Source organism: Rheinheimera pacifica, from assembly GCF_024809855.1.
In the GTDB taxonomy this organism is placed as follows: Bacteria; Pseudomonadota; Gammaproteobacteria; order Enterobacterales; family Alteromonadaceae; genus Alishewanella; species Alishewanella pacifica_A.
The window spans coordinates 90,029-115,161 of sequence record NZ_JANUEM010000007.1 but is presented as its reverse complement, the minus strand read 5'-3'; the positions used below and the strand labels follow the sequence as shown (position 1 = coordinate 115,161).

The 25,133-nt window shown below is 47.1% G+C and carries 23 protein-coding genes; 7 read left to right on the top strand and 16 right to left on the bottom strand.

Annotated elements, in window-relative coordinates; translation table 11 throughout:
- Nucleotides 1-10 precede the first annotated feature (10 nt).
- The 6 genes from M2404_RS11255 to seqA form a co-directional block, all read right to left on the bottom strand.
- The gene (locus tag M2404_RS11255) at nucleotides 11-262 is read right to left on the bottom strand and encodes a hypothetical protein (protein ID WP_259239830.1); all 252 of its coding nucleotides are present in this window, start codon (nucleotides 260-262) and stop codon (nucleotides 11-13) included.
- Between the two features lie 227 nt (nucleotides 263-489).
- A complete protein-coding gene (locus M2404_RS11250; protein ID WP_259239829.1) occupies nucleotides 490-999 on the bottom strand; it encodes a GNAT family N-acetyltransferase in 510 nt (169 codons plus the stop codon).
- Nucleotides 1,000-1,145: 146 nt separating this feature from the next.
- Nucleotides 1,146-1,937, bottom strand: coding sequence for an SAM-dependent methyltransferase (locus tag M2404_RS11245; RefSeq protein ID WP_259239827.1), 792 nt, complete (start codon nucleotides 1,935-1,937; stop codon nucleotides 1,146-1,148).
- Nucleotides 1,938-2,048: 111 nt separating this feature from the next.
- Nucleotides 2,049-4,535, bottom strand: a complete 2,487-nt coding sequence (locus M2404_RS11240) for a glycogen/starch/alpha-glucan phosphorylase (RefSeq protein WP_259239826.1) — start codon at nucleotides 4,533-4,535, stop codon at nucleotides 2,049-2,051.
- Nucleotides 4,536-4,688: 153 nt separating this feature from the next.
- Nucleotides 4,689-6,338, bottom strand: coding sequence for a phosphoglucomutase (alpha-D-glucose-1,6-bisphosphate-dependent) (gene pgm / locus M2404_RS11235; RefSeq protein WP_259239825.1), 1,650 nt, complete (start codon nucleotides 6,336-6,338; stop codon nucleotides 4,689-4,691).
- A gap of 11 nt (nucleotides 6,339-6,349) precedes the next feature.
- Nucleotides 6,350-6,856, bottom strand: a complete 507-nt coding sequence (seqA, locus tag M2404_RS11230) for a replication initiation negative regulator SeqA (RefSeq protein ID WP_259239824.1) — start codon at nucleotides 6,854-6,856, stop codon at nucleotides 6,350-6,352.
- A gap of 108 nt (nucleotides 6,857-6,964) precedes the next feature.
- Here seqA and M2404_RS11225 point away from each other — a divergent pair, with 108 nt between their 5' ends.
- The 4 genes from M2404_RS11225 to fldA all read left to right on the top strand — a co-directional run bounded on the left by M2404_RS11225 (nucleotide 6,965) and on the right by fldA (nucleotide 8,832).
- Nucleotides 6,965-7,738 carry an alpha/beta fold hydrolase gene (locus M2404_RS11225; protein ID WP_259239822.1) on the top strand — a complete coding sequence of 258 codons (774 nt, stop codon included), beginning with the start codon at nucleotides 6,965-6,967 and terminating at the stop codon, nucleotides 7,736-7,738.
- A gap of 65 nt (nucleotides 7,739-7,803) precedes the next feature.
- Nucleotides 7,804-8,001, top strand: a complete 198-nt coding sequence (locus M2404_RS11220) for a DUF2788 domain-containing protein (RefSeq protein WP_215397555.1) — start codon at nucleotides 7,804-7,806, stop codon at nucleotides 7,999-8,001.
- 14 nt (nucleotides 8,002-8,015) lie between these two features.
- Complete coding sequence (gene ybfE, locus M2404_RS11215) at nucleotides 8,016-8,288, top strand: LexA regulated protein (RefSeq protein WP_068231876.1); 273 nt, start codon at nucleotides 8,016-8,018, stop codon at nucleotides 8,286-8,288.
- Nucleotides 8,289-8,301: 13 nt separating this feature from the next.
- A complete protein-coding gene (gene fldA / locus M2404_RS11210) occupies nucleotides 8,302-8,832 on the top strand; it encodes a flavodoxin FldA (RefSeq protein WP_259239820.1) in 531 nt (176 codons plus the stop codon).
- A gap of 48 nt (nucleotides 8,833-8,880) precedes the next feature.
- Here fldA and M2404_RS11205 read toward each other — a convergent pair whose 3' ends face one another.
- Nucleotides 8,881-9,351, bottom strand: a complete 471-nt coding sequence (locus M2404_RS11205) for a DUF4442 domain-containing protein (RefSeq protein ID WP_259239819.1) — start codon at nucleotides 9,349-9,351, stop codon at nucleotides 8,881-8,883.
- Nucleotides 9,352-9,508: 157 nt separating this feature from the next.
- Between M2404_RS11205 and fur the strand changes: the two genes are divergently transcribed.
- On the top strand, nucleotides 9,509-9,949 hold the full coding sequence (fur, locus tag M2404_RS11200) for a ferric iron uptake transcriptional regulator (protein ID WP_259239818.1): 441 nt from the start codon (nucleotides 9,509-9,511) through the stop codon (nucleotides 9,947-9,949).
- Nucleotides 9,950-10,040: 91 nt separating this feature from the next.
- On the opposite strand, the gene M2404_RS11195 is transcribed toward fur, so the two are convergent.
- The 4 genes from M2404_RS11195 to M2404_RS11180 all read right to left on the bottom strand — a co-directional run bounded on the left by M2404_RS11195 (nucleotide 10,041) and on the right by M2404_RS11180 (nucleotide 15,637).
- Nucleotides 10,041-10,598, bottom strand: coding sequence for an NAD(P)H nitroreductase (locus M2404_RS11195; RefSeq protein WP_259239817.1), 558 nt, complete (start codon nucleotides 10,596-10,598; stop codon nucleotides 10,041-10,043).
- A 114-nt stretch (nucleotides 10,599-10,712) separates the two neighbouring features.
- Nucleotides 10,713-12,125: a glycogen synthase gene (locus M2404_RS11190; protein ID WP_259239816.1), complete on the bottom strand. Its 1,413-nt coding sequence runs from the start codon at nucleotides 12,123-12,125 to the stop codon at nucleotides 10,713-10,715.
- A gap of 19 nt (nucleotides 12,126-12,144) precedes the next feature.
- A complete protein-coding gene (gene glgC / locus M2404_RS11185) occupies nucleotides 12,145-13,419 on the bottom strand; it encodes a glucose-1-phosphate adenylyltransferase (RefSeq protein ID WP_259239815.1) in 1,275 nt (424 codons plus the stop codon).
- Nucleotides 13,420-13,618: 199 nt separating this feature from the next.
- Complete coding sequence (locus tag M2404_RS11180) at nucleotides 13,619-15,637, bottom strand: NADPH-dependent 2,4-dienoyl-CoA reductase (protein ID WP_259239814.1); 2,019 nt, start codon at nucleotides 15,635-15,637, stop codon at nucleotides 13,619-13,621.
- 184 nt (nucleotides 15,638-15,821) lie between these two features.
- Here M2404_RS11180 and sppA point away from each other — a divergent pair, with 184 nt between their 5' ends.
- Both sppA and ansA read left to right on the top strand, forming a co-directional pair.
- Nucleotides 15,822-17,702 carry a signal peptide peptidase SppA gene (gene sppA / locus M2404_RS11175; RefSeq protein ID WP_259239813.1) on the top strand — a complete coding sequence of 627 codons (1,881 nt, stop codon included), beginning with the start codon at nucleotides 15,822-15,824 and terminating at the stop codon, nucleotides 17,700-17,702.
- 60 nt (nucleotides 17,703-17,762) lie between these two features.
- Complete coding sequence (gene ansA / locus M2404_RS11170; RefSeq protein WP_259239811.1) at nucleotides 17,763-18,779, top strand: asparaginase; 1,017 nt, start codon at nucleotides 17,763-17,765, stop codon at nucleotides 18,777-18,779.
- Between the two features lie 54 nt (nucleotides 18,780-18,833).
- Here the strand turns inward: ansA and M2404_RS11165 are convergent, their stop codons facing one another.
- The 5 genes from M2404_RS11165 to M2404_RS11145 form a co-directional block, all read right to left on the bottom strand.
- Nucleotides 18,834-21,536, bottom strand: a complete 2,703-nt coding sequence (locus M2404_RS11165) for a DUF349 domain-containing protein (protein WP_259239810.1) — start codon at nucleotides 21,534-21,536, stop codon at nucleotides 18,834-18,836.
- A complete protein-coding gene (locus M2404_RS11160) occupies nucleotides 21,526-21,807 on the bottom strand; it encodes a YeaC family protein (protein WP_259239809.1) in 282 nt (93 codons plus the stop codon). The genes M2404_RS11165 and M2404_RS11160 overlap by 11 nt, the downstream gene beginning before the upstream one ends.
- Nucleotide 21,808: 1 nt before the next feature.
- On the bottom strand, nucleotides 21,809-22,138 hold the full coding sequence (locus M2404_RS11155) for a zinc ribbon domain-containing protein (RefSeq protein WP_259239808.1): 330 nt from the start codon (nucleotides 22,136-22,138) through the stop codon (nucleotides 21,809-21,811).
- Nucleotides 22,139-22,174: 36 nt separating this feature from the next.
- A complete protein-coding gene (gene pbp4b / locus M2404_RS11150) occupies nucleotides 22,175-23,803 on the bottom strand; it encodes a penicillin binding protein PBP4B (RefSeq protein WP_259239807.1) in 1,629 nt (542 codons plus the stop codon).
- Between the two features lie 68 nt (nucleotides 23,804-23,871).
- A complete protein-coding gene (locus M2404_RS11145) occupies nucleotides 23,872-24,999 on the bottom strand; it encodes a M14 family metallopeptidase (protein WP_259239806.1) in 1,128 nt (375 codons plus the stop codon).
- Between the last annotated feature and the right edge of the window lie 134 nt (nucleotides 25,000-25,133).

Genomic DNA, 25,133 nt, shown 5'->3' with positions numbered 1-25,133 from the left:
TAAGTAAATTCTATTGTTTAGGTGTCGGTTGCTCAGGCTCATCCTCTGGCTGAGGTGTCTCATCAGGTTCTTCTGCTGGCATAACACCACATATTAAATTTTTTCTCGGTTCCAAAAGATTTTCTACTGCGGCCAATAGCGTAGTTTGCCCGATAGGAGTTAAGTTCTGTGCTTTAAGCATTGCCACTACGTCACTTTCTGACAATTCTTGCAGCTCTGCGCTGGAACCGAGTTTTTCCATAAAATTTATAATATTTCCCATAACGTAACCTCACCTACAGTAAATTGCTCTGTTTTACGAACATGAGCTTAAACACGCTTTATACGTCAATCTGTTTTTTTTTGCCAGCGAACAATTTAGAACGGTGCTTACAGTAATGATATTAAGGCGTTTAATCAGCTCTGTACAAGTGAGTTTTTACGCAGCCCGGAACTTGCTAGCCCCCTCTTTATTTGGCAATCTTTAAAGACAGAGTTCTTCTGTAAAAATTAAAGATGCTTATGGTACTGATTTGAAGACTCACTCTCTTGCGCAAAGCCCAATAGCTTCGCACCACGAATTGCAGCCAGATTGTTTTTGTTAATATCCATAACAAAATGGCTTATAGCAAGCATTTGTTGAATCTGTTCAATTAAAGCTTTAGTGGCATCCTGTGCAATCTGCTTTCCATGAGCTTCAGGCAGCACTATATTACCTATTTCTGCAATACCGTTTTTCCTGTCTAAGTGACTAATACAACACAGTGCAGATGGTTTCAGCTCTTCCAAGAGCCTCACCGTAAGAAACAGCCGATCGGTGTTTAAATTTGCATTGAGTTTTAGAGCATTCTGGAAACTTATCTCAGCTTGTTCTTCCGTTAAAGCTGGCATAATAAACCGCATGACCCGTTCATCCGTGTAGAGCTTTATGTACAGCGCTTTATCGTCGGGACACAGCGGCTGAATCTGTAAGCGAGTAGTTTTAAAATTAAACTTTGATGCAAAAACAAGTATAGTCATTCACTTTCTACCTAAATTATTTTGCCTGCACTCAACTAAAGAGAGAATTCAATTATCGGCATAGTTCCCACATTTTGGCAAAAAAAATCATCAGTGTAACTTCCAGCTAAAACCTATGTGATAGAGGTGTGGGGTCAACTAACAGCTTACATATTTTTTTTTGCATTAAGCCCCTCAAGTTCTGCTAAAAGTACCGTGTTAAGCTCAGCTTTATTAGTGGGCGGGATGATAAGTGTTGTTTTCAAATCCATGACAGCGTCAGGCAAAATTACCAATGGCATCAAGTCAATACGGATTGGCTGAATAGGTAAAGTCGCCGCCTCATATAAAATCACTTCATGCTCCGATGGATAATACTCTGTCAGCAATTTTACCAACACTTTGCGATACTCACTGTCGGTGCTGAATTTCGCCAACGATCTATCACCCGCTACACCTACCTGCCATAAAATCAGGTAAGCAGCGGTATCAATATTGCGTTTATAAAACATAAACTGGCTGGCTTCATAGTGCTGACAGCCATAAGTGCCGGGGTCGATACCTAAATCGGCATACAAACAATCTTCTGCTGAAATACCCGGTTCCATATGGGCGCTAAAGCCCAGTTCACGGGCTTGCTTAATGGCATTATGCGGCACCCAGGCAAATACTCCGGGATGGCCGTAAAACGCACCTACCACCTTTTTCCCCGCTTTAACTTCAACCAACATAGCGGCTACCATTTCACGATAAGTGAGCATGCGCGATTTGCCTTCCAGATAGTAAGGCTGCAGTGAACGCACATCGGCATTCATCTGCTCTATCCACTTTTCGGTAATGCCATCGGCCACCAGCACAAACACCACGTCGGCCTGTTCAATATAACTGCGGGAAAGCGGGCTGATATGTGAGCCCAGTGTCATACCGGTGCCAACACAAACTAAACTGCCTGTTTGCAAAATAACGTCCTTGATATTTTTTTCCTTACTATAAGGCGTTGCAGCGTTTGCTGGCAAGCCTATATCAGAACTATAAAAAAGCCTGTCAGTGACAGGCTTTTGGGCAGCAATTTAATCGCGTCTGATATGGCACTTCTCTAACTGCCATACCCGGCTGACATAGTCCTCAATAGAACGGTCAGAGGTAAACTTACCTACCGAGGCTGTATTGAGTATGGCCTTTTTAGCCCACAGCGATTTATCGCGATACCATTGATCTACTTTCAGCTGAGCTTTAACGTAACTTTCAAAATCTGCCAGTACCAGATAAGGATCGCCACCTTCCAGCAAGCTACGCTTAATTGCGGCTAACTCGCCTGGTTTACCGGGTGTGAAGTAATCTGTTTCCAGCCAATCAAGAATGGCTTTAATTTCCGGATTAGCATAGTAGTAATCCATACTGTTATAACCCTTGGCATGTAAAGCTTTTACTTCATCTACCGTTAAACCAAAGATAGCGATATTGTCGTCGCCCACTTCCTCAGCAATTTCGATATTGGCTCCATCTAACGTTCCTACCGTAATAGCGCCGTTAAGTGCCAGCTTCATATTGCCAGTACCTGAAGCTTCCTTACCTGCAGTAGAAATTTGTTCAGATACGTCAGCGGCCGGTATCATTTTTTCTGCCAGTGTTACCCGGTAGTTGGGCATAAATACCACTTTTAAGCGGTTTTTTACGCGCTTATCATGGTTAATTTTCTCAGCGACTTTATTAATGGCATAAATAATTTCTTTGGCTAATTTATAGCCAGGTGCGGCTTTGGCACCAAACAGAAATACACGTGGCACCATATCGTAATCCGGTTCCTGCAGAATACGGCGGTATAACGCCAGTATATGCAACAGGTTCAAATGCTGGCGCTTATACTCATGCAACCGCTTAATCTGAATATCAAAAATGGCATGCGGATCAATATCAATATGAGTCAGCTTCTTCACTACTGTTGCCAGATCTGCTTTATTCTGCTGCTTAATCGCCATAAAGGCGTCCTGAATTTTGGCATCATCTGCAAAGGCCGCAAATTTAGACAATTGCTTTAAGTCAGTTGGCCATTCAGTGCCAATATTATCATCCAGCAATTTCGCCAGTTTCGGGTTACAAGCTTTTAACCAGCGTCTTGGTGTAACACCATTGGTGACATTAGTAAATTTATCCGGCCACAGTGCTACCATTTCCGGGAATAAATCTGACTTAACCAGTTTTGAGTGAATTTCTGCTACGCCATTAACCCGGAAAGACCCTACTACTGATAAATGCCCCATCCGCACCATAGGGTCGTGGCCATCTTCGATAATAGACAATTTACGCTTTTTATCGTTGTCGCCCGGCCATAACACATCAACCTGTTCTACCAGAAAGCGGCGGTTAATTTCGTAGATAATTTCCAGGTGGCGTGGTAATACTTTTTCAAATAAGCGTACAGGCCATTTTTCCAGTGCTTCAGGTAATAAAGTATGGTTAGTGTAAGCAAAAACCTGCTGGCAAATATTCCAGGCGTGATCCCACTGCATTTCAGCACGGTCAACCAGAATACGCATCAGTTCAGGAATAGATACTGCCGGGTGTGTATCATTTAATTGAATAACAACCTGTCTGGCAAAGTCACTCCAGTCGTCGCCATGAGCCCGCTTATAACGGCGAATGATGTCTTTTAATGAACAGGACACAAAAAAGTACTGCTGGATCAACCGCAGCTCTTTACCAGCATCGGTTTCATCATTCGGGTACAGCACTTTAGAGATAGTTTCTGCTTCAATATTCTCGCGTGAAGCATCGATATAACCGCCTGAGTTAAATACGTCCCAGTTAAAGAAGTCACTGGCCCGGCTTTCCCATAACCGCAGCACATTTACTGAACTGCCATTGTAGCCTACTACCGGAATATCCCAGGGCACTCCTTTGATAATACGGCCTGGGTGCCACACTTTTTTCATTTTTCCTTGCAGGTCATATACTGTTTCGACATAACCATACACAGAAATTTCCTGTACTGATTCAGGTCGGCAAATTTCCCACGGATTGCCATACTCGCGCCAGCTGTCTGGCCGCTCTATCTGACGGCCATCCTGAAAACTTTGCTGAAACAAGCCGTGCTCATAATGAATGCCATAGCCTATAGCCGGATAATTCAGGGTGGCAAGAGAATCAATAAAACACGCAGCTAAACGCCCCAGGCCACCATTGCCCAGCGCCATGTCTTCTTCCTGATCTTCCAGATCTGCAATATTAAACCCCAGTTCTGACAGTGCCTGTTTGGCTTGTTCATACAGTCCCAGGTTATGCAGGTTGTTGCTGAACAAACGGCCCATCAGGTACTCAAGGCTAAAATAATGCAAGGCGCGGGTGTTGTTTTCATAGTGCGTGCGCTGAGTATTACGCAGGCCATCGTATACCTGCTCGTTTACCGCTGCACAGGTAGCCCGCCACCAAGCCTGCGGGCTGGCTTTATTTACGTCGGTACCTAAAGTGGAATGCAGATGGCGGATGATCTGATCTTTCAGCTGTTCGGTGTTAATTTGTGTTACACCAGTACTGGCAGTTGAGGTATGTTTTTTCATTACAAATCCTGATAGTTTTCTGCCTGTGATAGCGACATAATATCGCCAAGCGTAGAATTATTACAAAAAAATACCCTATCACAGTGCTCAAGGCAAAATCGAAGGCTATAAATGTAATTTAATTACAATGTAGATCATAGCCTTTTCAGCGCCTTATATCTGACTGAATACGTATTCAACAAACGTCTTAGCATCGTGTTCCAGTTGTAACAGGTGGCCCTGATCAACAAAGCTCTCCAGATAAATCTTATAAGAGTTTTCCGTCCCTGACGGCCGGGCAGCAAACCAACCATTACGGGTGACCACTTTTACCCCACCAATATCGGCATTATTTCCCGGAGCTTTGGTTAGCACGGCTAAAATGTCATCGCCAGCCAGGGTGGTTTGTTTAACACTTTTTACGTCGAGTTTTTTCAGCGCTGCTTTTTGCTCACTGCTGGCCGGCGCATCTAAACGGCGATACAACGGCGAACCAAGCTCCCGCGTAAGTGCCTGATACTGCTGATAAGGGTCTACACCGGTTTTTGCCAGCATTTCAGCTGCTAATAACCCTAAAATAATACCGTCTTTATCGGTAGACCAGGCGCTGCCATCAAAGCGTAAAAAACTCGCCCCGGCACTTTCTTCGCCGCCAAAAGCAACGCTACCGTTATGCAATCCCTCGACAAACCACTTAAAACCTACCGGCACTTCCAGTAAATTACGCCCGCGTGCGGCAATAACTCTGTCAATTAATGCACTGGATACCAGTGTTTTACCAATTGCCAGTTCAGCAGCCCAGTCTGGCCGGTTAGCAAGTAAATAATTAATCACTACAGCCAGATAGTGATTGGGGTTCATCAGGCCACCACTACGGGTAACTATACCGTGGCGGTCGAAATCCGGGTCATTACCTATAGCAATATCAAACTGATCTTTTAGCTGGATCAGATTAGCCATAGCATAAGCCGAGGAGCAATCCATACGAATTTGGCCGTCCTTATCCAATGGCATAAAAGCAAACGCAGGGTCAACCTTGTCATTTACCACTGTAATGTTCAGGCCGTAGCGCTCAGCAATACGTGGCCAGTACGCAATACCAGAACCGCCCAGCGGGTCAACGCCAATTTTAATGCCTGCTTTGGCTATCGCGGCCATATCGATAACGTTTTCTAAATCGTCAACATAATGCTGAATATAATCAATATGCTGGCAGTAGCCAGATTGCAGCGCCAGGGCATAAGGCATCATTTTTACGCCTTCCAGGTCTTTGGCCAGCAACTCATTGGCGCGTTGCTCTATCCAGTTAGTGACATCGGTATCTGCCGGGCCACCGTGTGGCGGGTTGTACTTAATGCCACCATCCTGTGGCGGATTATGTGATGGCGTAATTACAATACCGTCTGCCAACTGGCTGGTTGCACCTTTATTTTGGGTCAGAATAGCGTGTGAAATGACCGGCGTTGGCGTATAGCCAAGATCTTTCTGGATGCATACCTGAATTTTATTGGCAATCAGCACCTCAAGCGCGGTAGCAAAGGCAGCTTCAGATAAAGCATGGGTGTCTTTACCGAGAAATAATGGCCCGGTAATCGCGTTTTTTTTACGATAATCAGCCACTGCCTGGCAAATTGCCAGCACGTGCGGTTCATTAAACGAGCAATGCAGTGCGCTGCCACGATGACCCGAAGTGCCAAAACTGACTTTATGCTCAGGCTGCGTATGTACGTCGGGCTCCAGCACATAGTATGCCGTCATCAGACGGCTTATATTCGGCACTAACGATACCGGCACCTGCTGCCCGGCCAGTGGGTGTAAAGACATAACATTTCCTTTTATAACAAATCGCGAATACGTTCTGCATCCTGTTCACTATAGCCGAGTTTGATGGCTGTCTCAGTCAGCATCATTTTTTTGCGGGTGGTATTGGAGTTAGTGATCACCCAAAATTCAGTATTAGGAATTTGTTTTGGGTTGGTGCTGCTGCCAGCCTCTGACAACTCTTCGGCACTGCGGCCAAAATACAGCCGGTTACGGCCTTTAATTTCCAGCACTTTGTTAAACTGCTTTTTGTGCGCCCGGGCCAGCGCTGACAGAATAAACAAAAAGCGGCCAACTACGCTCGACTCTGCCGGTAAATCCTGCTTATTTATTAAGTCAAAAATACTACTGCTGATTGGAGCTGCCGGTGTTGATACCGCGGGCTCTGCCGCCTGCACCGGGTTTGCAGCAGCATCACCAAGTAATAAGCGACGTAAGATCTCAGACGCACTCTCACCAATTTTTTGGGTCTGACCGGCAATGTACTGGTATAGCTCGTCATCTATTTCGATGGTTTTCATATATTTATTCCGCGCGCTAAAAGTGTCCTCATTATATAAAGCCTTATCGACTGACGCCAGCGGCATGATTTGCTAGACTAGCCTGCCCGTTAACCAAATGAGCTTTCTATGCTTTTACATACCCATATCAGCGGCCAGCAAAACAGCAGCACAGCGCCGGTAGTGCTTATTCATGGCTTATTTGGCAGTTATGAGAATCTGGGCGTTATTGAACGCAGTTTAAGTGATCAATATCAGGTGATTAATGTGGATGTGCGCAACCATGGCCGCTCGGATCACAGCGCAGAGATGAATTATCAGCTAATGGCTGAAGATCTTGCACAAACGCTGGATTCCCTTAACGTTAAAAAATCGGCAATACTCGGGCATTCCATGGGAGGCAAGCTTGCCATGGCTTACGCCGTTACCTACCCTGAGCGCGTGTCCAAACTTATTTTGGCCGATATCGCGCCAGTAGGTTATCCGCCCCGGCATAACAGCATCTTTACAGGCCTGAACTCGGTAGATTTAACAGAAATTGAAAACCGGGCCGATGCCGACAAGCAACTGGCTCAGCACGTAAAAGAAAGTGGCGTGCGCCAGTTTTTGCTAAAAAGCCTGGTAAAAGACGACGATAAATTTGAGTGGCGCTTTAACTTAAACGCCCTCTACAGCAATTATACTGAGTTAATTGGCAAGCCAATCGACAGTGGCGTATTCAGCGGGCCGGTGCTCTTTATTAAAGGTGGTGATTCTGATTACATTCTGCCAGAACACAAAGACGCTATTACAAAAATGTTTCCGGCAGCGCAGGCGAAAATTATCCAAGGTACCGGGCATTGGCTGCATGCTGAAAAACCTGCGGCCTTTACCAAGCTGGTAAAGGACTTTTTATTGAGCTAACGCACTAAATTTTAGTGAAGTTATGCTATAGTGCGCGCACTTTTTTGCAGGTCAGGTAACGTGCTATGGCTATAGAGCAGTTTGAAGCAATAGGTTTATGGCTTGGGCTGGGTATTTTGTACCTGTTTATTGTGCTTGCAATACGTGATGTGCTGAAAAAGAGTAACGCACCAAAGCTCGGGCAGTTTTTTGTCTGGCTGGTACTGTTTCTGTCACCGGCAGTATTTATCATCAAAAGCATAGTGCCATATTTTATCGAGTAGTAAGGTTAGGATTAATGGCGAAGATAGCCACTGATCGCACCACGATTGATTTATTTGCCCAGGAAAAGCGCCCAGGCCGGCCGAAAACTAATCCGCTGCCACGGGAAGAACAGCTGAAACTAAACAAACGTAATCAAATCAAACGTGATCGCAGTAAAGGTTTAAAACGCATTGAATTTAAAGTGTCTGATCAGCTGTACGCAGCGCTGAGCCAGCAAGCGGATCAAGCTGAGATGACACGCAGTGCTTATATCGAACATATTTTGACACAAGCGTTAACCAGGTAAGAAGGTTAGATTAATGGCAACTGTAGGCATTTTTTTCGGTAGCGATACCGGTAACACTGAACATATCGCCAAGATGATCCAGAAAGAGCTGGGCAAAAACTTGTTTGATGTACGCGATATCGCCAAAAGCAGCAAAGAAGACATTGCAGCCTTTGATTTGTTGTTACTGGGTATTCCAACCTGGTATTACGGTGAGGCCCAGTGCGACTGGGATGATTTTTTCCCCGAACTGGAAAACATCGATTTCAACAACAAGCTGGTAGCTATTTTTGGCTGTGGCGATCAGGAAGATTATGCAGAATACTTCCTTGATGCTATGGGCACGCTGCGCGATATTATTGAACCTAAAGGCGCAATTATCGTTGGGCACTGGCCAACTGCCGGTTATAACTTTGTTGCCTCAAAAGCTTTGGTTGATAGTAACCACTTTGTTGGCCTGGGTATAGACGAAGATCGCCAGCCAGAGCTGACGGAAACACGTGTTAAGCAGTGGTGTAAGCAAATTTATGACGAAATGAGCTTAAAAGAGTTCGAAGGTCTGTAAACAACCCAGCAAAACCGGCGTTACTGCCGGTTTTTTTATGGCTAAAATTTAAGCTGCACGGTATTTGGCTTTCTTACGTACATATACGGTACGATTTACCTCAGCCACTATGTTATTCTGGCTATCTTTAATATGCACAATAAACTGGGGGAAATGCTTGTCACCCTCTTCAGTTGCAGCCTTAATTGCATTAACCGTGTCGTCCGATAGCCAGAATTCCGCTGTCAACCTGCCCTTGCCCGGTGTAATAAAGTTGATGTCGGCTTGTTTATCCCATACCAGATACTGTTTGCCCAAGGCCCCCATCAGCATCAGCGGATAAATAGGATCTGTCATCGCAAACATCGTGCCGCCAAATTGGGTATTATTAATATTTCGTGTCCATGGCCGCCATTTTAACTCAACACGGCAGTAGCGATAATCGCTGCTTAGCGCTACAACCTTAATACCCGGAAATAAAAAAGGTGGCCAAAAATTCAGTAAGCGGCGCATCACGGCCGGATTAAATGCCCATTTCATAATACATTCACTCTGGTATGACCTGTTTACCCCATTGTACTTAGCGATTTACCAAGCACAAGCTTTGCTTTAACAACAACAGCGGAATATTGCCATTTCATTCTCGGGCTAATGTCTTTATAATCCTTTGCATATATAAGCCAGAGTTAGAGTTCTTATGTCAGATCACAATAGCGAATTACGTAAAGCCGGCCTGAAAGTTACCCTGCCACGGGTAAAAATTCTCGAGATCCTGCAAGATCCCAAGCATCAGCATATCAGTGCGGAAGACGTATATAAATTGCTGCTGGAACTGGGTGAAGATATTGGCCTGGCTACAGTTTACCGGGTGCTTAACCAGTTTGACGATGCCGGCATTTTAACCCGCCACCACTTTGAAGGCGGTAAATCAGTATTTGAGTTAACCGGCGGTAGCCATCACGATCACTTAGTTTGCTTAAAATGCGGCAAAGTCATAGAGTTTGAAGACGACGTAATTGAAGCCAAACAGCTTGAAATCGCAGAAAAGAATGGTATTAAGCTGACACATCACAGCTTATATCTGTACGGTGAGTGTAAAGATACTGTGCAGTGTAAGAAAAACAGTGAAATGAACTAATCAGGTAATCTATCAAACGAATGGCAGTCATCATTGACTGCCAGACTCTCCAGATCGCTCTATTCCCCGAATTCGTGCAACCATAATCAGCTCAAAGGTAAGAAAAATACTCTGCCGGATCGGGCGTATGCCGTTTGGCAGGCTCCCCACTGGGTGTACCGAGATACAAAAAGCCCACTATTTCGTCGTCCTCTCCCAATTCCAGTGCTTGCTTCACAAAATCAAGCTGGGCATAAGCACCTGTGCGCCATATCCCACCAAAACCCTGAGCAAATGCAGCTTGCTGCATGGCCATTACTGCGCAAGCCGCTGATTGCTGTTGCTCAGCTAACGGCACTTTGGCATGAGCAACTGCTTTGGCGATACACACCACTACCATAGGCGCCCGTAAAGGTAATTGCCGGGCACGTTCTAACAATTCGTTTGCAATGGCGGGATCATCCTCCACAGCGGCTTCGGCGAAAATATCACCTAAGCGCGACAACGCCTGGCGCCCCTCAGCAATGACAAACCTCCAAGGGCGTAAATTACCGTGATCCGGTACCTGCAGTGCTGCACGTTTAATATTTTCCAGTACCTCACCTGCGGGTGCAGGTTCGGTTAAACGGGCTGAAGAAAAACGGCTGGTGAGTAATGTTAATGCATCCATAAAAAACCCCGATGGTATTAGCTGTGAGCAGCCTAGCAAATTAACAGTAACCTTTACATCAGATTATGGCAAGGTTATACCCATGTGACCGGCTTTCAACCAGTTTGCTGATTTTTAATGCGCTTTTGCCCATAAGGCTTGTTGGTACAACGCCTGATATTGCTGTGCAGCCAGCTGCCAGCTAAAGTTTTGTGCCATACCATTTTGCTGCACCCTTTTATAACTGACCGTTTTAACAAACAGCTGTTCGGCTTGCTTTAACGCCGCTTCCATTGAGGCAATATCAGGTTCGGCAAAACCTATGCCGGTTGCACCACGGGTAGGCCAGGGTTTTACCGTATCTTTTAAGCCACCGGTTAAACGCACCAATGGCACGGTGCCGTAGCGCAAGCTGTAGAGCTGGTTTAACCCACAAGGCTCAAACAGCGATGGCATCAGGAAAAAGTCTCCGGCTGCCTCAAGCTGATGCGCCATAGCATCACTAAATCCCTGCACAAAACGAAACTGCTCAGGGTACTGCTGTTGCAGTTGTGCCAATGCCCGGCAATAACGGCCCTCGCCGGTGCCCATCACAACCACCTGTGCCTGTGTTGTGTTAAGCCAGTGTTTAAGTGCGGGAATTAAATAATCGTAACCTTTTTGCCCGGTTAAACGGCTTACTGCAACAAATAAAGGGGCTTTGCTGGGTGACAGCTCCAGTTGAGCGCGAAGGACAGCTTTACACTGTGCTTTGCCACTAAGGTTGTCGGCGTCATAATTAGCGGGTAAATGTACATCTGTAGCCGGATGCCAGATATTGTAATCACAGCCATTTAAAATGCCGATAAAATCCGCAGCACGCTGCTGATACAAGGCCGACAAACCGGCAGCCTCCGGTTCATGCATTAACTCATCACGGTAACCACGGCTTACGGTGTTTAATTTGTTGGCATACTGTAGTGCAGTAGCCAGAAAATTAAGTTCATTATGGCGGTGGGGTTCAATGTCCAGCTCCCGGCGCCAGTGTACTGCACACTTTTCCTGATACGCACCGTTATGAATACTAAAAATAAACGGCAACTGTGCCAGTTCAGTTGCCGTATAATGTTGTTTCAGATAATAAGCCGCCGCTGCGCTTTGCCAGTCGTGGCCGTGAATAAGGTCAAACTGTTGTCCGCTTTGCAACACCCATTCCAGTGCGGCTTTACACAAAAAAGCAAACCGCAACGGGTTATCCGTATAGCCGTGATCACCGTCATCATAAGGCCGCTCACGCCGGAAAAAATCATGATGCTCAACCAGAGCAATACTGACGTTATCCAGCGTAAGCTGATGCACAGCACAACCAAAATCCCGTCCCGCCAGTTGAAAGTAAACCGGTTGCGGTTCAACAGTAGGTTGCTGATATAAAACACCATAACGCGGTAATATCACTGTTACCTGATGCCCTTGCGTAACCAGGCTTTGTGCCAGACCACGACAGGCATCAGCCAGGCCACCCGTTTTAATCAGGCCTTCATACTCACTACATATAAACAGTATCCGCACTACTTATCCTTACCCAGCTTTAATCAAAACCAATCATTGCGCCTTTAGGGATCACAATAACGCCACTTGCAGAGACATGAAAGCGTTGTTTATCCAGTACAGGATCTTCGCCAATAATGGTACCGGGCGCAATTTTCACATCTTTATCAATAATAGCGCGACGAATACGGCAGCCACGGCCAATATCGTTATTGCCCATCAGCACACATTTTTCAATATAGCTATGGCTATGCACATGCACGTTGTACCCCAAAATAGACTGATACACGATAGAGCCACTGACAATACAACCTGACGCCACCATAGAGCTTATCGCCTGGCCGGTACGGTTTGCTTCATCATGCACAAACTTCGCCGGTGGCACCGGTGGTGTGTAGCCACGTAGTGGCCAGTACTTGTTGTATAAGTCAAATGGTGGCTCTACTGAGATAAGATCCATATTGGCTTCGTAGTATGAATCTATAGTACCCACATCACGCCAGTATCCACTGCTGCTCTGGCTTTCGCCCCTAATAGCATTAGAGGAGAAGTCATACACATAAACATCACCAGACGGATAAAGGCCAGGAATAATGTTATGGCCAAAATCATGCTTCGAATCTGCCTGCTTTGCATCTTCTTCCAGTACATTTACCAGCGTTTTGGCTTCAAAAATGTAATTGCCCATAGACGCCAGTACAAACCCTGGCTTGCCCGGAATAGTTTTAGGATTCGTTTTAGGTTTTTCTTCAAAGCCAATCATCCGGCCGTTGGCGTCTACCTCTATGACACCAAACTCATGCGCCTGCTCTACCGGCACCGGAATGGCTGCCACGGTAAGCTTAGCGTTATGATGACGGTGGTAGTCCAGCATCTGGCGCACATCCATTTTATAAATATGGTCGCCGCCAAACACACAAACGTGTTCAGGGTCCAGCCCGTGAATTAAGTGCAGGTTTTGATAAATAGCATCTGCTGTACCCAGATACCAGTGCTTACCGGTCTGCATTTGTGCAGGTATGGGATCAATGAAGCGGTTGGTCAGGCCGGTTACGCGCCAGGCCCGGCTTAAATGTTTCATCAGAGAATGAGACTTAAACTGCGTAATAACAAAAATTTGCAATAAATCTGAGTTAACAAAGTTATTCATCACAAAATCAATAATGCGGTAATTACCGCCAAACGGCACTGCTGGTTTTGCTCTGATGCCGGTTAAAGGTGCCAAACGTGTACCTTCACCGCCAGCCAGAATCATGGTTAATACCCCGGACATAGAAACTCCCTGTTGTGCTTGCTGTGTGTGCTTTTTATGCAATTTGCAAAGCTGATACCAGAATAGCAGCCTGCATAATAAAAAGGCTAGCAGTCAATATGCATAACACTTTGCGCCAGCACAAGATAAAACCAGTAAATGTATTCAACAGGCCAAAGGCACCAAAATGGTGCCTTTGTTAACAAGGGGTACTAATAAAGTGCAATACCAGCACCAGATAGGTGCCTGCGTTTAAAAAGCTTCAGATAACAGCGGCCAGCTCTGCCCCCTGGCGGATAGCACGTTTAGCATCCAGCTCTGCAGCAACATCAGCACCGCCAATCAGGTGAGACACTATACCGTGCTGTGCTAAACCGGCCTGCAGTGCACGTTGTGGCTCCTGTCCGGCACAAATCACCACGTTATCTACATTCAGGCAGCGCTCTTCACCGGCTATTTCAACCCAGAGGCCATTGTCATCTACCTTGAGGTAATTAACACCAGCTATCATTTCAACGCCTTTTTTCTTCAGTGAAGAACGGTGGATCCAGCCTGTAGTTTTACCCAGACCTGCCCCAACTTTGCTGGTTTTACGCTGCAGTAAATACACTTTTCGCTCTGCCGGTTGTGGCAGTTCATCAGGCAATAACGCACCGCGGGCCTGATAGCTTTTATCAATGCCCCAGTCTTTTAACCAGGCTTCAGGCTGCAGCGTTAATGAATGGGGCTCGGTCAGATACTCTGCAACATCAAACCCTATGCCACCAGCGCCAATAATAGCAACATGTTTACCAACTGCTTTATGATCACGCAGTACATCTAAATAACTCAGCACTTTGGTATGATCGCTACCAACAAGGCCAATATCGCGCGGCACTATTCCGGTTGCCAGCACCACTTCATCAAAGCCTGCAGCGTGAAGGCTGTCTGCGGTTTGCTCACTATTTAAAAACAGTTTTACTGCATGTAATTCCAGCATACGACCAAAATAGCGCAAGGTTTCATGAAACTCTTCTTTGCCGGGAATTTGCTTGGCATAGTTAAACTGGCCACCAATTTGATGCAATTTATCAAACAGATGTACATCATGGCCGCGCTGTGCGGCATAAACACTAAAAGCTAAACCAGCTGGGCCTGCACCTATTACTGCAATTTTTTTCCGCTTTGCTGCCGGGGTAAAATTTAATTCTGTTTCATAACAGGCGCGCGGGTTTACCAAACAACTGGCACGTTTATTCTGAAACACATGATCAAGGCAGGCTTGATTACAGGCGATGCAGGTATTAATCAGCTCAGCTTTATTCGCCGCCGCTTTGTTAACAAAGTCAGCATCAGCCAAAAATGGCCGGGCCATGCACACCATATCGGCCTGACCATTAGCAAGAATATCTTCTGCTACTTGCGGATCATTAATACGGTTAGTAGCAATAACCGGAATATTCACCTGCGCCCTAACCCGCTCTGTGATCCAGCTAAAAGCGGCCCGTGGCACCATAGTGCTGATAGTTGGCACCCGCGCTTCATGCCAGCCAATACCGGTATTGAGCAATGTTGCCCCAGCGGCGGCAATCTCTTGCGCCAGTGCAACCACTTCATCATAGCTGTTGCCGTTTTCCACCAGATCCAACATCGACAAGCGGTAGATAATGATAAAATCATCCCCACAAACCCGGCGCACTGCTTTTACCGTTTCAATGGCAAAACGGCAGCGATTTTCAAAACTACCGCCCCATTCATCAGTGCGCTGGTTAGTACGCGAGCAAATAAACTGATTTATTAAGTAGCCTTCTGAGCCCATTACTTCAACACCGTCATAACCGGCGTTTTTTGCCAGTTTAGCGGAATGAGCAAAATCTTTAATTGTGCCCCGTACCTGACGCTCTGACATTTTTGCCGGTTTAAACGGCGTAATAGGCGATTTAATCTTACTCGGTGCCACACTGAATGGATGATAACCATAGCGGCCGGCATGTAATAACTGTAAGCAGATCTTAGCACCGTGTTGATGCACTGCTGCTGTTACCTGTTTATGCTTGCCAGTTTGCCACCAGAAACTCAGCTGGCTGCCAAAAGGCACCAGATTGCCACGAAAATTAGGGCTGATACCGCCGGTAATAATTAATCCCACGCCCCCTTTGGCCCGTTCAGCATAAAAGGCGGCCAGCTTGGCAAAACCGTGTTTTTCTTCTTCCAACCCGGTATGCATCGAACCCATAATCACGCGGTTTCTAAGCGTAGTGAAACCTAAATCCAGTGGTTGTAATAATTTTTGGTATGCCACATCATCCTCTCTGGTCGTACCTGTTGCTCTTGGCAGACTTTAGCTGCTTTATTTGTTGATAGCAAGCCAAGCCGATAATGCCAGCAAGTGTTACACATTTACTTACAAATTCCACTTAGCCTTTGCAGCTAAATTGGTTAGCATATCAACATGCATACACTCTGATATAAAACAGGATACTTCCATGACAGATAAAAAACCCGGCCTTATCCGCCGGTTGTTCGGCGCCATTGCGCGGGTTTACCGTGGCTTTCGCTCGGTAATTCTTAACTTGTTGTTTATATGTTTTGTAGCGCTGATTGCAGTGTCGATTTTTGGCGGCGACGATAAAATTAACGTACCGCCAACTGCCGCATTGGTGCTGAATCTTACCGGTGATCTGGTAGAGGAAAAACGCTGGACAGATCCTATCGCCACAGCAATAAACGAAAGCATAGGTGGCCAGGAAGATGCTCCCGAAGTGCTGGTAAGCGACGTTGTTAGCGTAATTAAAAACGCTACCAGCGATAACCGCATTCAGGCTCTGGTGCTGGATTTATCTATGCTGGGCGGTGGTTCACTGGATAAAATGCAACTGATTGGTGCAGCCATTGAAGAATTTAAAGCCAGCGGTAAAAAAGTACTGGCTTTTGGCGGTTACTATGGCCAAAACCAATATTACCTGGCCAGCTACGCTGACGAAATCAGCTTAAGCCCGATGGGCGCAGTTATTCTGGAAGGTTATGGCAGCTATCCGATGTATTATAAAAATGCATTGGAAAAACTCAACATTAATACTCATGTGTTCCGTGTTGGTACTTATAAATCAGCAGTAGAACCTTTTCTGCGTAACGACATGTCAGACGAAGCTAAAGAAGCCAACGTTGCCTGGCTGAACGAGCTATGGTCTGACTACAAGCAACAGGTTGCTGCACGCCGTGGTTTTGCTGCTGATAACTTTGATGAAACCTATGCCGCCCTGCTGGAAAAACTGCAGGCCGCCGAAGGTGATTTAAGCCAGTATGCAGTAAATGCCGGCCTGGTAGATAACATTAAAACCCGCGAAGCATTCCGCCGTGATCTCATCGCTATTGTTGGCGAAAATGACGACCATACCTACAACCATGTTACCTTTGGTGACTACGCTAAGTTAGTGATCCCGGCAAAACAATTTGATAACCCATTAACCGACAAAGTTGCCATAGTAGTTGCCCGTGGTGTTATTGTTGATGGCAGTGCCAAAGCCGGTACCATCGGTGGCGACTCAACTGCAGCTCTGTTACGCCAAGCACGGCACGACGATAAAGTGAAAGCAGTGGTACTGCGTATAGACAGCCCTGGTGGTAGTGCTTATGCATCGGAAATTATCGGCCAGGAAATCCGCTTACTGCGTGAAGCAGGTAAACCGGTTATTGCCTCTATGGGCTCGGTTGCAGCTTCAGGCGGCTACTGGATTGCCGCTCCTGCCAATGAAATCTGGGCTGCACCTACCACCATCACCGGCTCTATTGGTATTTTCGGTTTGTTACACACCGCTGAAGAAGCCATGCCAAAACTGGGATTAAATGTCGATGGTGTCGGCACAACAGAACTTGCCGGGCTATCTGCCGGTCTGCCACTGTTCAAAGGCTTGGATCCAAAAGCCAAAGACTTATTCCAGTTACTGATTGAACGTGGCTATACAGAGTTTTTAACCATGGTAGGTGAAAACCGTAATATGACCACAACAGAAGTAGATAGTGTCGCCCAGGGCCGGGTATGGACAGGCAGCAAAGCACTGGAGCTTGGGCTGGTAGATAAACTGGGCAACATTAACGATGCTATTAAAGCCGCTGCGGATAAAGCAGGCCTTAGCCAGTATGATGTAAAAGTGGTTAAACAGGAGCTGACACCAAGCGAGCAGATGATAAAAGATCTGTTGGGTGAAGCCAAAACCCAAGGCTGGTTGCCACAAGGCAGTGTAAGTGCTGAACAAAAGCTGTTGGGAAAACTGACAAAACAGCTGAAGCAAGATTTTGTGCTGCTAAACCAGTTTAATGATCCAAACGGTGTTTATTCGTACTGTGTCAGTTGCAGCATTAACTGACAGCACTAGCTAAGTCTATTACAATGCCCGGTTATTACCGGGCATTTTTATTTGAAGCTTATGAACAGAAAACGTATTTATGTAGCCTACACCGGCGGCACTATTGGTATGCAACATTCTGCACAGGGTTATGTGCCGGTGCCGGGCTTTTTAACCGACACGGTAAAGCGCATGCCGGAGTTTTACCGCGCAGAAATGCCGGAATTTGATATTCACGAGTATCACCCGGTAATAGATTCCTCAGATATGACACCCGATCACTGGCGGCATATTGCTGAAGATATACAGCAGCAATATCACAACTATGACGGTTTTGTCGTGTTACACGGCACTGATACCATGGCTTACACGGCGTCAGCCTTGTCATTTATGCTGGAGAACCTGCAAAAACCGGTGATTATTACCGGATCACAAATTCCGTTGGCGCAAATGCGCTCAGACGGCCAGGTTAACCTGCTTAATGCGCTTTATCTGGCTGCAAATTACCCCATTGCTGAAGTAGCGCTGTTTTTTAATAATCAGCTGTTTCGCGGTAACCGGGCGACTAAAGCCGATGCCAATGGCTTTAATGCTTTTGCTTCACCCAATTTTCCGCCACTGCTTGAAGCCGGTATCCATATTAATCTGGTTGCCGGTCGTTTGAGCCAAAACCAGGTAGCAGCGCCGCTGACGCTGGCCTCTGTTGTGCCGCAACCTATCAGTGTGGTAACGCTTTATCCGGGGATCAGCACCGATGTGATCCGCAACATGACAGCGGCACCGGTGCGGGCATTGATTATTAAATCTTTTGGTGTGGGTAATGCACCGCAGCGGCCAGAGTTACTGCAGATCCTGCGGGACGCCAGCGAACGTGGATTAATTATTGTTAATTGCACCCAGTGCTTCAAAGGCACAGTAAATATGCAAGGTTACGCCACAGGCAATGCGTTACAACAAAGTGGTGTAATAAGCGGTTACGATATGACACTGGAAGCTGCACTGACCAAACTGCACTATTTGCTCAGTAAGCCACTTAATGCAGAACAAATCCGCCAGCAAATGCAGCAGGATTTACGCGGCGAATTAACCGCAGGCTAAGGCTTTTAACACAAGAACCGGCTTAATTTTAAGCCGGTTCTAACAGATGACAGGTTAAAACAGCGCTTTAACCCTTGCCAGTAAGGGCAATTCAGCTTCGCTTGGCGCACCAAACTGTAACCAACGTTTAAGCAGGCTGTGTTTATCCAGCGTACTACCCTGATTATGCTTATCTGATAACAGCAGCAGCTGCACCTGCTGGCGCGCACTTTGTTCACTTTGCGGTGATGGCGCATCGGCTATCAATTCCAGTGCCAGTGTCAGCTGCGCACGGCTTAGCTGTTGCTCTTGCTGCTTGTTAAAGCAGTCACGATAACCGGCAGGTAACTGCTCTGCACTCACATCCGACTTAGCCAGCAGCTCAAACATCTGACTGAATTCGCGTTTCTGCTGGTGCTGTTGCCACTGTTGCTGCTTTTGCTTCAGTTTGTCCTGTAACTGGCGTACCGCGTGCTGCGCCGCGCTGCTTTGTGGCTGTAATATCTGCAGTTGCTGTTGTAGCTCATTTAGTACTACAAGCTCTGTTGCAGCATCTAACTGTGCGGCCAGTTCAGTCAATTGAACTTCAAACTGCTTCAGCTCTGCCTGCTCAGCTTGCTTTTGCTGTTCAAACTGCTCAGAGCGCGCATTAAAGAAACCATCACACAGCGCACGAAACTGCAGCCACAACGCCTGATCCTGCTTACGCGCGGCATTGCCTGTATTTTTCCATTGCTGCTGGCATTCCTTTAGCACTTTTGCCGTCAGGTTGGTATCAGCTAAACCCAATGCAGCCTGCGCTTTGTCAATCAGTTGCTGCTTGGCATCCGCGGCTTGCTGCTGGATGGCTTTTAACTGTTCGCGCAGTGGCATAAGCGCCTGATTGAAGCGTTCATTTAACGCGGCAAACTGTTGTTTATCAACCGCCCCGGCCTGCTGCCAGGCTTGCTTCAGCTGCTGCAGAGCGGTATCCAGCGCTTTGGCATCACCGGTTGTGAACTCAAGCGCTTGAGCAATGATCTGCTCGCGCTGTATTGTATGTTCAGCACGCAATGCATCCTGTGCAGCAAAATATACACGGCAAGGTGCAAACGCCTGCTCGCATGCCAGATCAAAAGCGGCGTTGAGCTGCTCTTCCTGCGCCGGATCTGCTTTACCCAGGCTGTTCCATTGTGCCCGGGCTTGTTTTACTTCGTCGGCACGCTGGCGCATCAGGTTATCCGGCACTATGCTATCAAGTTGCTGCATGTGTTGCAGCAACTGTTGTTTGCGTGGCGTGGCAATATATTCCTGCCAGTCGGCCAGTTCAGCCAGTTTATCGCGGGCAAATTCGTAATCTTTTGCCAGTTGTAACTGCTGCTCTGTGCTTAACTGCTGATAATCCTGCTCTATACCTTTAAACAGGCCAAATAGTACTTTGTACTTACCGGCACTGTACAGACGACGATACTGCGCCAGCTTGCTGCGACATTGCCTTTGGCTTTTATCACTTTGTGCGGTAAAACTTTTGCCCAGCTCCTGCCACTGCTGTTGCAGGGCATTTTTCGCCTCCAGCAAGCTTGCAGGCACACCAATATGCATAGCTTTACTGATCTCACGGAAAGCCTGTTGCCACTGCTTTAGCTGAGCAGATACCTGCTGGTAGCCGGTTGCATTATCTGGCAGCGGCTGGCTTGCCCAATCAGCCACAATACGGGTTAACCGGGTTAGTTGCTCGGCCAGTTCCGGTAACCGGTTTAGCTGTTGTTGTAACTGGCCCAGGCGTTTAGTTAACCCGGCTTTATCGGTAATATCCGCGTTTACCAGGGAGCCACTCAGCGCCGTTATTTGCTGCTCCAGTTGCTGCGCTGCACTGATATCAGTAGTTAACAACGCCTGCTGCAACGCTTGTTCTAACTGATTAAGCTGTTGCTGTAATGTGTTTGTTCTTTCTGCTCGGGCATCAAGTAGTGCCTGTTCGGCTTGCAGTTTACTCAGCTCTTCTAAACGTGGGGCTAACCACTGCTGAAGCTGGCTGCTGATTTTTTGATATTTTGCGCGGAACTCTGCAGCCTCATCGCCCAGACACTCCAGCTCGCCTTCCAGTTGCTGCCACTGCGCCTGATAATCGGCTAATAATGCCGGCAAGGCTTCTACACTGCTGCGATCGCGCGCGGCATTTAATTTTGCCAGCATCAGCGTAAGCTGTTTGCGTAGCAGTAAAGGCTTTTGCTTTTGTTCATTAAGCCAGGCCAATTTTTGCTGAACCTGAACCAGCATGTCACCGGTTAGCTGCTTGTTGAGCTTTTCCAGTGTTTTTTCATCGTTAATTTGCGCCAGCAGTTGCTGCTTTTGCGCCGGTAGCAATACCGGGTCCTGCAAAGCTTTGAGGTTAAGCTCGGTTTTATTTAAGCGCTGTAACAGGCCAAACTTAATACCGGCGTCTGTTTCAGTTTGTGCCAGTTGTTCCAGAATACTGCTACGGTTGCACTGGGCAATAAATTGTTGTTTTAACTTCGGCTCAACCTGGTTTTGCAGCAACTGGCTGATTAGCGTTTGCTCGGCCAGTTGCTGTAAACGCTCGGCGCTGTCATGTTTACTGGCTTGCCACCACAGCGAGAAATCGTTCAGTTTGGTTAACGCCGCTTTGCGCACGGCTTCAGCACCATCGTTAAACGCCAGTTCATGTAACACGCTTTTATGCGCTTGATCTTCGTGGTTAAGTTCGGTAATTGCCTGTTGGCGCACGGCAGCATCCGGGTGTTGCCATTTGGGTTTAAAAAAACGTTTAAAGATCATCGTGCGAGAACCTTGCAATAGACGGCTGAGTTTCGAATTGTTTTTTTAGTTCGGCTTTAGATTTATATACCATCTGGCCATCTGCACCTATGGTAAAAAGCTCATCTGACTTTAATACCTGCGCCTGATATGCCATAACCAGCTGTAAACTGTGCGCCCGTTGTGCTTCGCTCATTGGGTTGCCGTCTGCCCAGCGGCCGGTAGCAACAGCTTCTGAGAGCTTTTCGTAAGTGTCTGGCGTCATAGCCTGCACTAAAGCATTGAAATTCATCTTATTTACGCTTTCTCTTCATAAACATGATACGGGCGCGGCTGATAATATACCAGCAAAAGCCCAAGCCGATAGCAGCACCGGCAATATATTGCTGCGGGCTGCCGGCCTGTGGGTCCCACCAGTACATCAGGCCAAAACCGGCCAGAAATAATACCAGTGCAAACATTGAATGATTAACCAGGCTTTGCGCCTGATCCAGCGCTTTGCTGCGCTCAAGAGATTCGCGTTTTTCCGGGGTTAATCCGGCAATATCGCCTTTACATTTATTACACTGCGCACTTTTGTCAGAAATTTTGTGCCCACAAAACGGACAGGAAATAATAGCCATAACACTCCCACCTTAATTCGGACGGCCCGATACCGCCTACTGCATTGCCTGGTATATTTTACTCATGATGCTGCCATACATACCAGTTTCAAACCGATCACCGGCAAAATAATAACTATTTTCACCTTCGGCCAGCACCGGGCTATGTTTTTTATTTGTCAGCAGTACCACCACCAACCCGTAATGAGGATCAACCAGCGTAGCGGTTCCGGTCCAGCCGGTGTGACCAAACGCATAAGCACTGGCATAAGGGCCAAAGTGCCAGTTTAAATCGCCCCCTACTGCTGTGCGCCAACCCAGACCAACGGTATGATCTGTTACTGACGGCCGGACAAATTGCTGGATAACAGCCTGGCTGAATACCGGTGTTAAACCATAGCCGCCATGCAGCGCCAGCATTGCCAGCGTTGCAGTTTCGCGCGCAGTGGAAAACAAACCGGCATGCCCCGCTACGCCATCAAAAGCATAACGGGCTTTTTCGTCATGAACATTACCACGCACCACACCGCGTTTATCTGCCGGAAACATTACCCGACCGCCACGGCTGTTTCCATCAAGTTCGGTCGCCGCTATCCGGCTTTGCGCTATACCTTTACGCAACGGGTTAAATACGGTGCTGTTTAACCCCATTGGCCGGTACAGTTGCTGCTCAAGGTATTCATCCTGTGTCTGGCCGGTAATACGCTCTATCAGCAGGCCAAGCAGCATATAATCAATATCACTGTATACCGCTTTACCGCCTCGCTCGCGCTCAAACGGCACTTCGCTGGCAATCAGCTGCATACTGCGTGCCCTGTCCAGCGAGTAAAATGCCGGCCCATGGCGGTTGTCCGGCCGGTGAAAATGTACTTCTGGTGCATAACCTGCGCTGTGATACAGCAAATCACTTACCAAACGCTGCTCACGGCCGTTACCCTGATACTCTGTAAGGTAATGTTGCAGCGGTAAATTAATATCCAGTTTGCCTGCACTGACCAGTTGCATAATAGCGTAATTGGTGGCGTACATTTTGGTATTAGAGGCCAGATCAAATACCGTATCGGTTTGCATCGGCTCCGGCTGGCTCAGCTCAGTGCCATCACTGGCATAGCGGCTGGCATAACCATAGGCCGTTTCTTTAATAATTTTGCCATCTTTGGCGATCAGTAATACTGCTCCGGGGAACCCCTGTTCCACTTCGCGCTGAATAAGCTGGTCCAGCTCGTCCAGACCGGCGGCTGAAAACCCGGCATTATGCGCAGCCTTAGCAGTATTATCTTGCAATACAGGGTAAGGCATTACCAAACGCACTTTAGCACCAAGTGGTTCTATATCAATAAGTTCCAGTTGATTCAAACCATTACGCGTAACTGAACTGATATCTAAAACCAGATGTTGCCCCAGGCTGGCATCGGGCCGCAAATGTAATATTTTTCCGTTAACACCAAGCGTTAGTGCTGTGGTGGTACCCAGCTCCAGCAGTAATTCACCCTGGCCCTGATAACCGATAAAACTGCGCCGGTTATTTACCCAGGCCCGCTGGCTGGTTGTTTCCGGCCACTGTATATCCAGCTGGCCCAGTGTATTGCTCTGGTTAAGTGCATTAGCCTGAGTAAGTGCAGCAAGTTGCGCTGCACTTTGGCTATGTAACGCCGATGCCGGTACTACAGGCTGATGCACAGTCATACAGCTGCTCAGCGTCAGCAAAACTGACGTTAGCAGCACAGGTTTAACTAATAAGGACATAGGCAAACTTAACGCAGCTTATCGGCAACAGCCAGAATAGCCGGCAACATATCCTGCCCCAGCTTCATTGAACGTATGTCAGACCAGCCATAGGCTTCATCCGGCAGGTTGGCGTTATCTTTAAACGGCATTTCTACGGTATACGCCAGGCAGTTAAACTGCTCGCCTACCCAGGCAGTAGCAACGGTCATATTGGCTTTACCCGGCTCGTCCAGATCATAGCCAAACTCGGTTTGAAACTCAGGAGTTACCGCCAGCAAGGTCTGTTTAAACAATTGTTCCAGATTTTTTATCCGCGCATTGTACGACGGCACACCTTCACTACCGGCAACAAAGTTATACGGCAGGTTTTCATCGCCGTGCATATCAAGGAATAAATCGACACCGGTTTCCAGCATTTTTTGCCGTACCAGATACACTTCCGGGCTTTTTTCCATTGACGGATTCAGCCACTCTCGGTTTAAGTTCATACCGGCCGCATTGGTGCGTAAATGGCCACGTACCGAGCCATCCGGGTTCATATTCGGCACTATATAAAACACCGCTTTGCTCAGCAATGCTCTTGCTACGCCGTCATCTTCATCCAGTAAGCGATCAAGCAGGCCTTCAATCAGCCACTCAGCCATGGTTTCGCCCGGATGCTGGCGTGCGGTGATCCAGATTTTCTTTTTGCCTTCTTCCGGCTCACCGACAATCAGCAGGCTCATATCACGGCCGTCAAGTGTTTCGCCCAGTTCAACCAACTGGCAGTTGTAATCAGATTGTGCCTGATGCAGTAAATCCATATGGCGCTCGTAGCTGTACGGCGCAAAATAGGCAAAATACACTGACTGTGCTTCCGGGAAGTGTTTAATGGTGAGCGCTTTGCCGTCATATTCGGTGTCTACCCGAAACCAAGTTTGTCTGTCATACGAGGCTACCGCCTGATAATCCTTCCAGCCATCGGGGTAGGCAGAATCACCGGCATTAGTAATGGTAAGCGTATGCAGCTCTGCATGTTCAGTGCTTAAACGAAAGTGAAACCACTGGTAAAAATCTGACTGATTGTCTTTGCGAATGGCCAGCTGAATATTATCGGGAGAATCAGCTTGTAATACTTCGATGTTACCGCTGTCAAAATTGCTGGTAATTTTCATAAATCGGGTCCGTAGGCGTAAAGGGTGAAAGACTAACACAGGTGCTGCCTGACGCAACTGCCCTGAGCTACAGTGTAAAAGATTCTAACAGGTTAAGCACAAAGAAAAAGCCGCTAAAAAGCGGCTTTTCGATA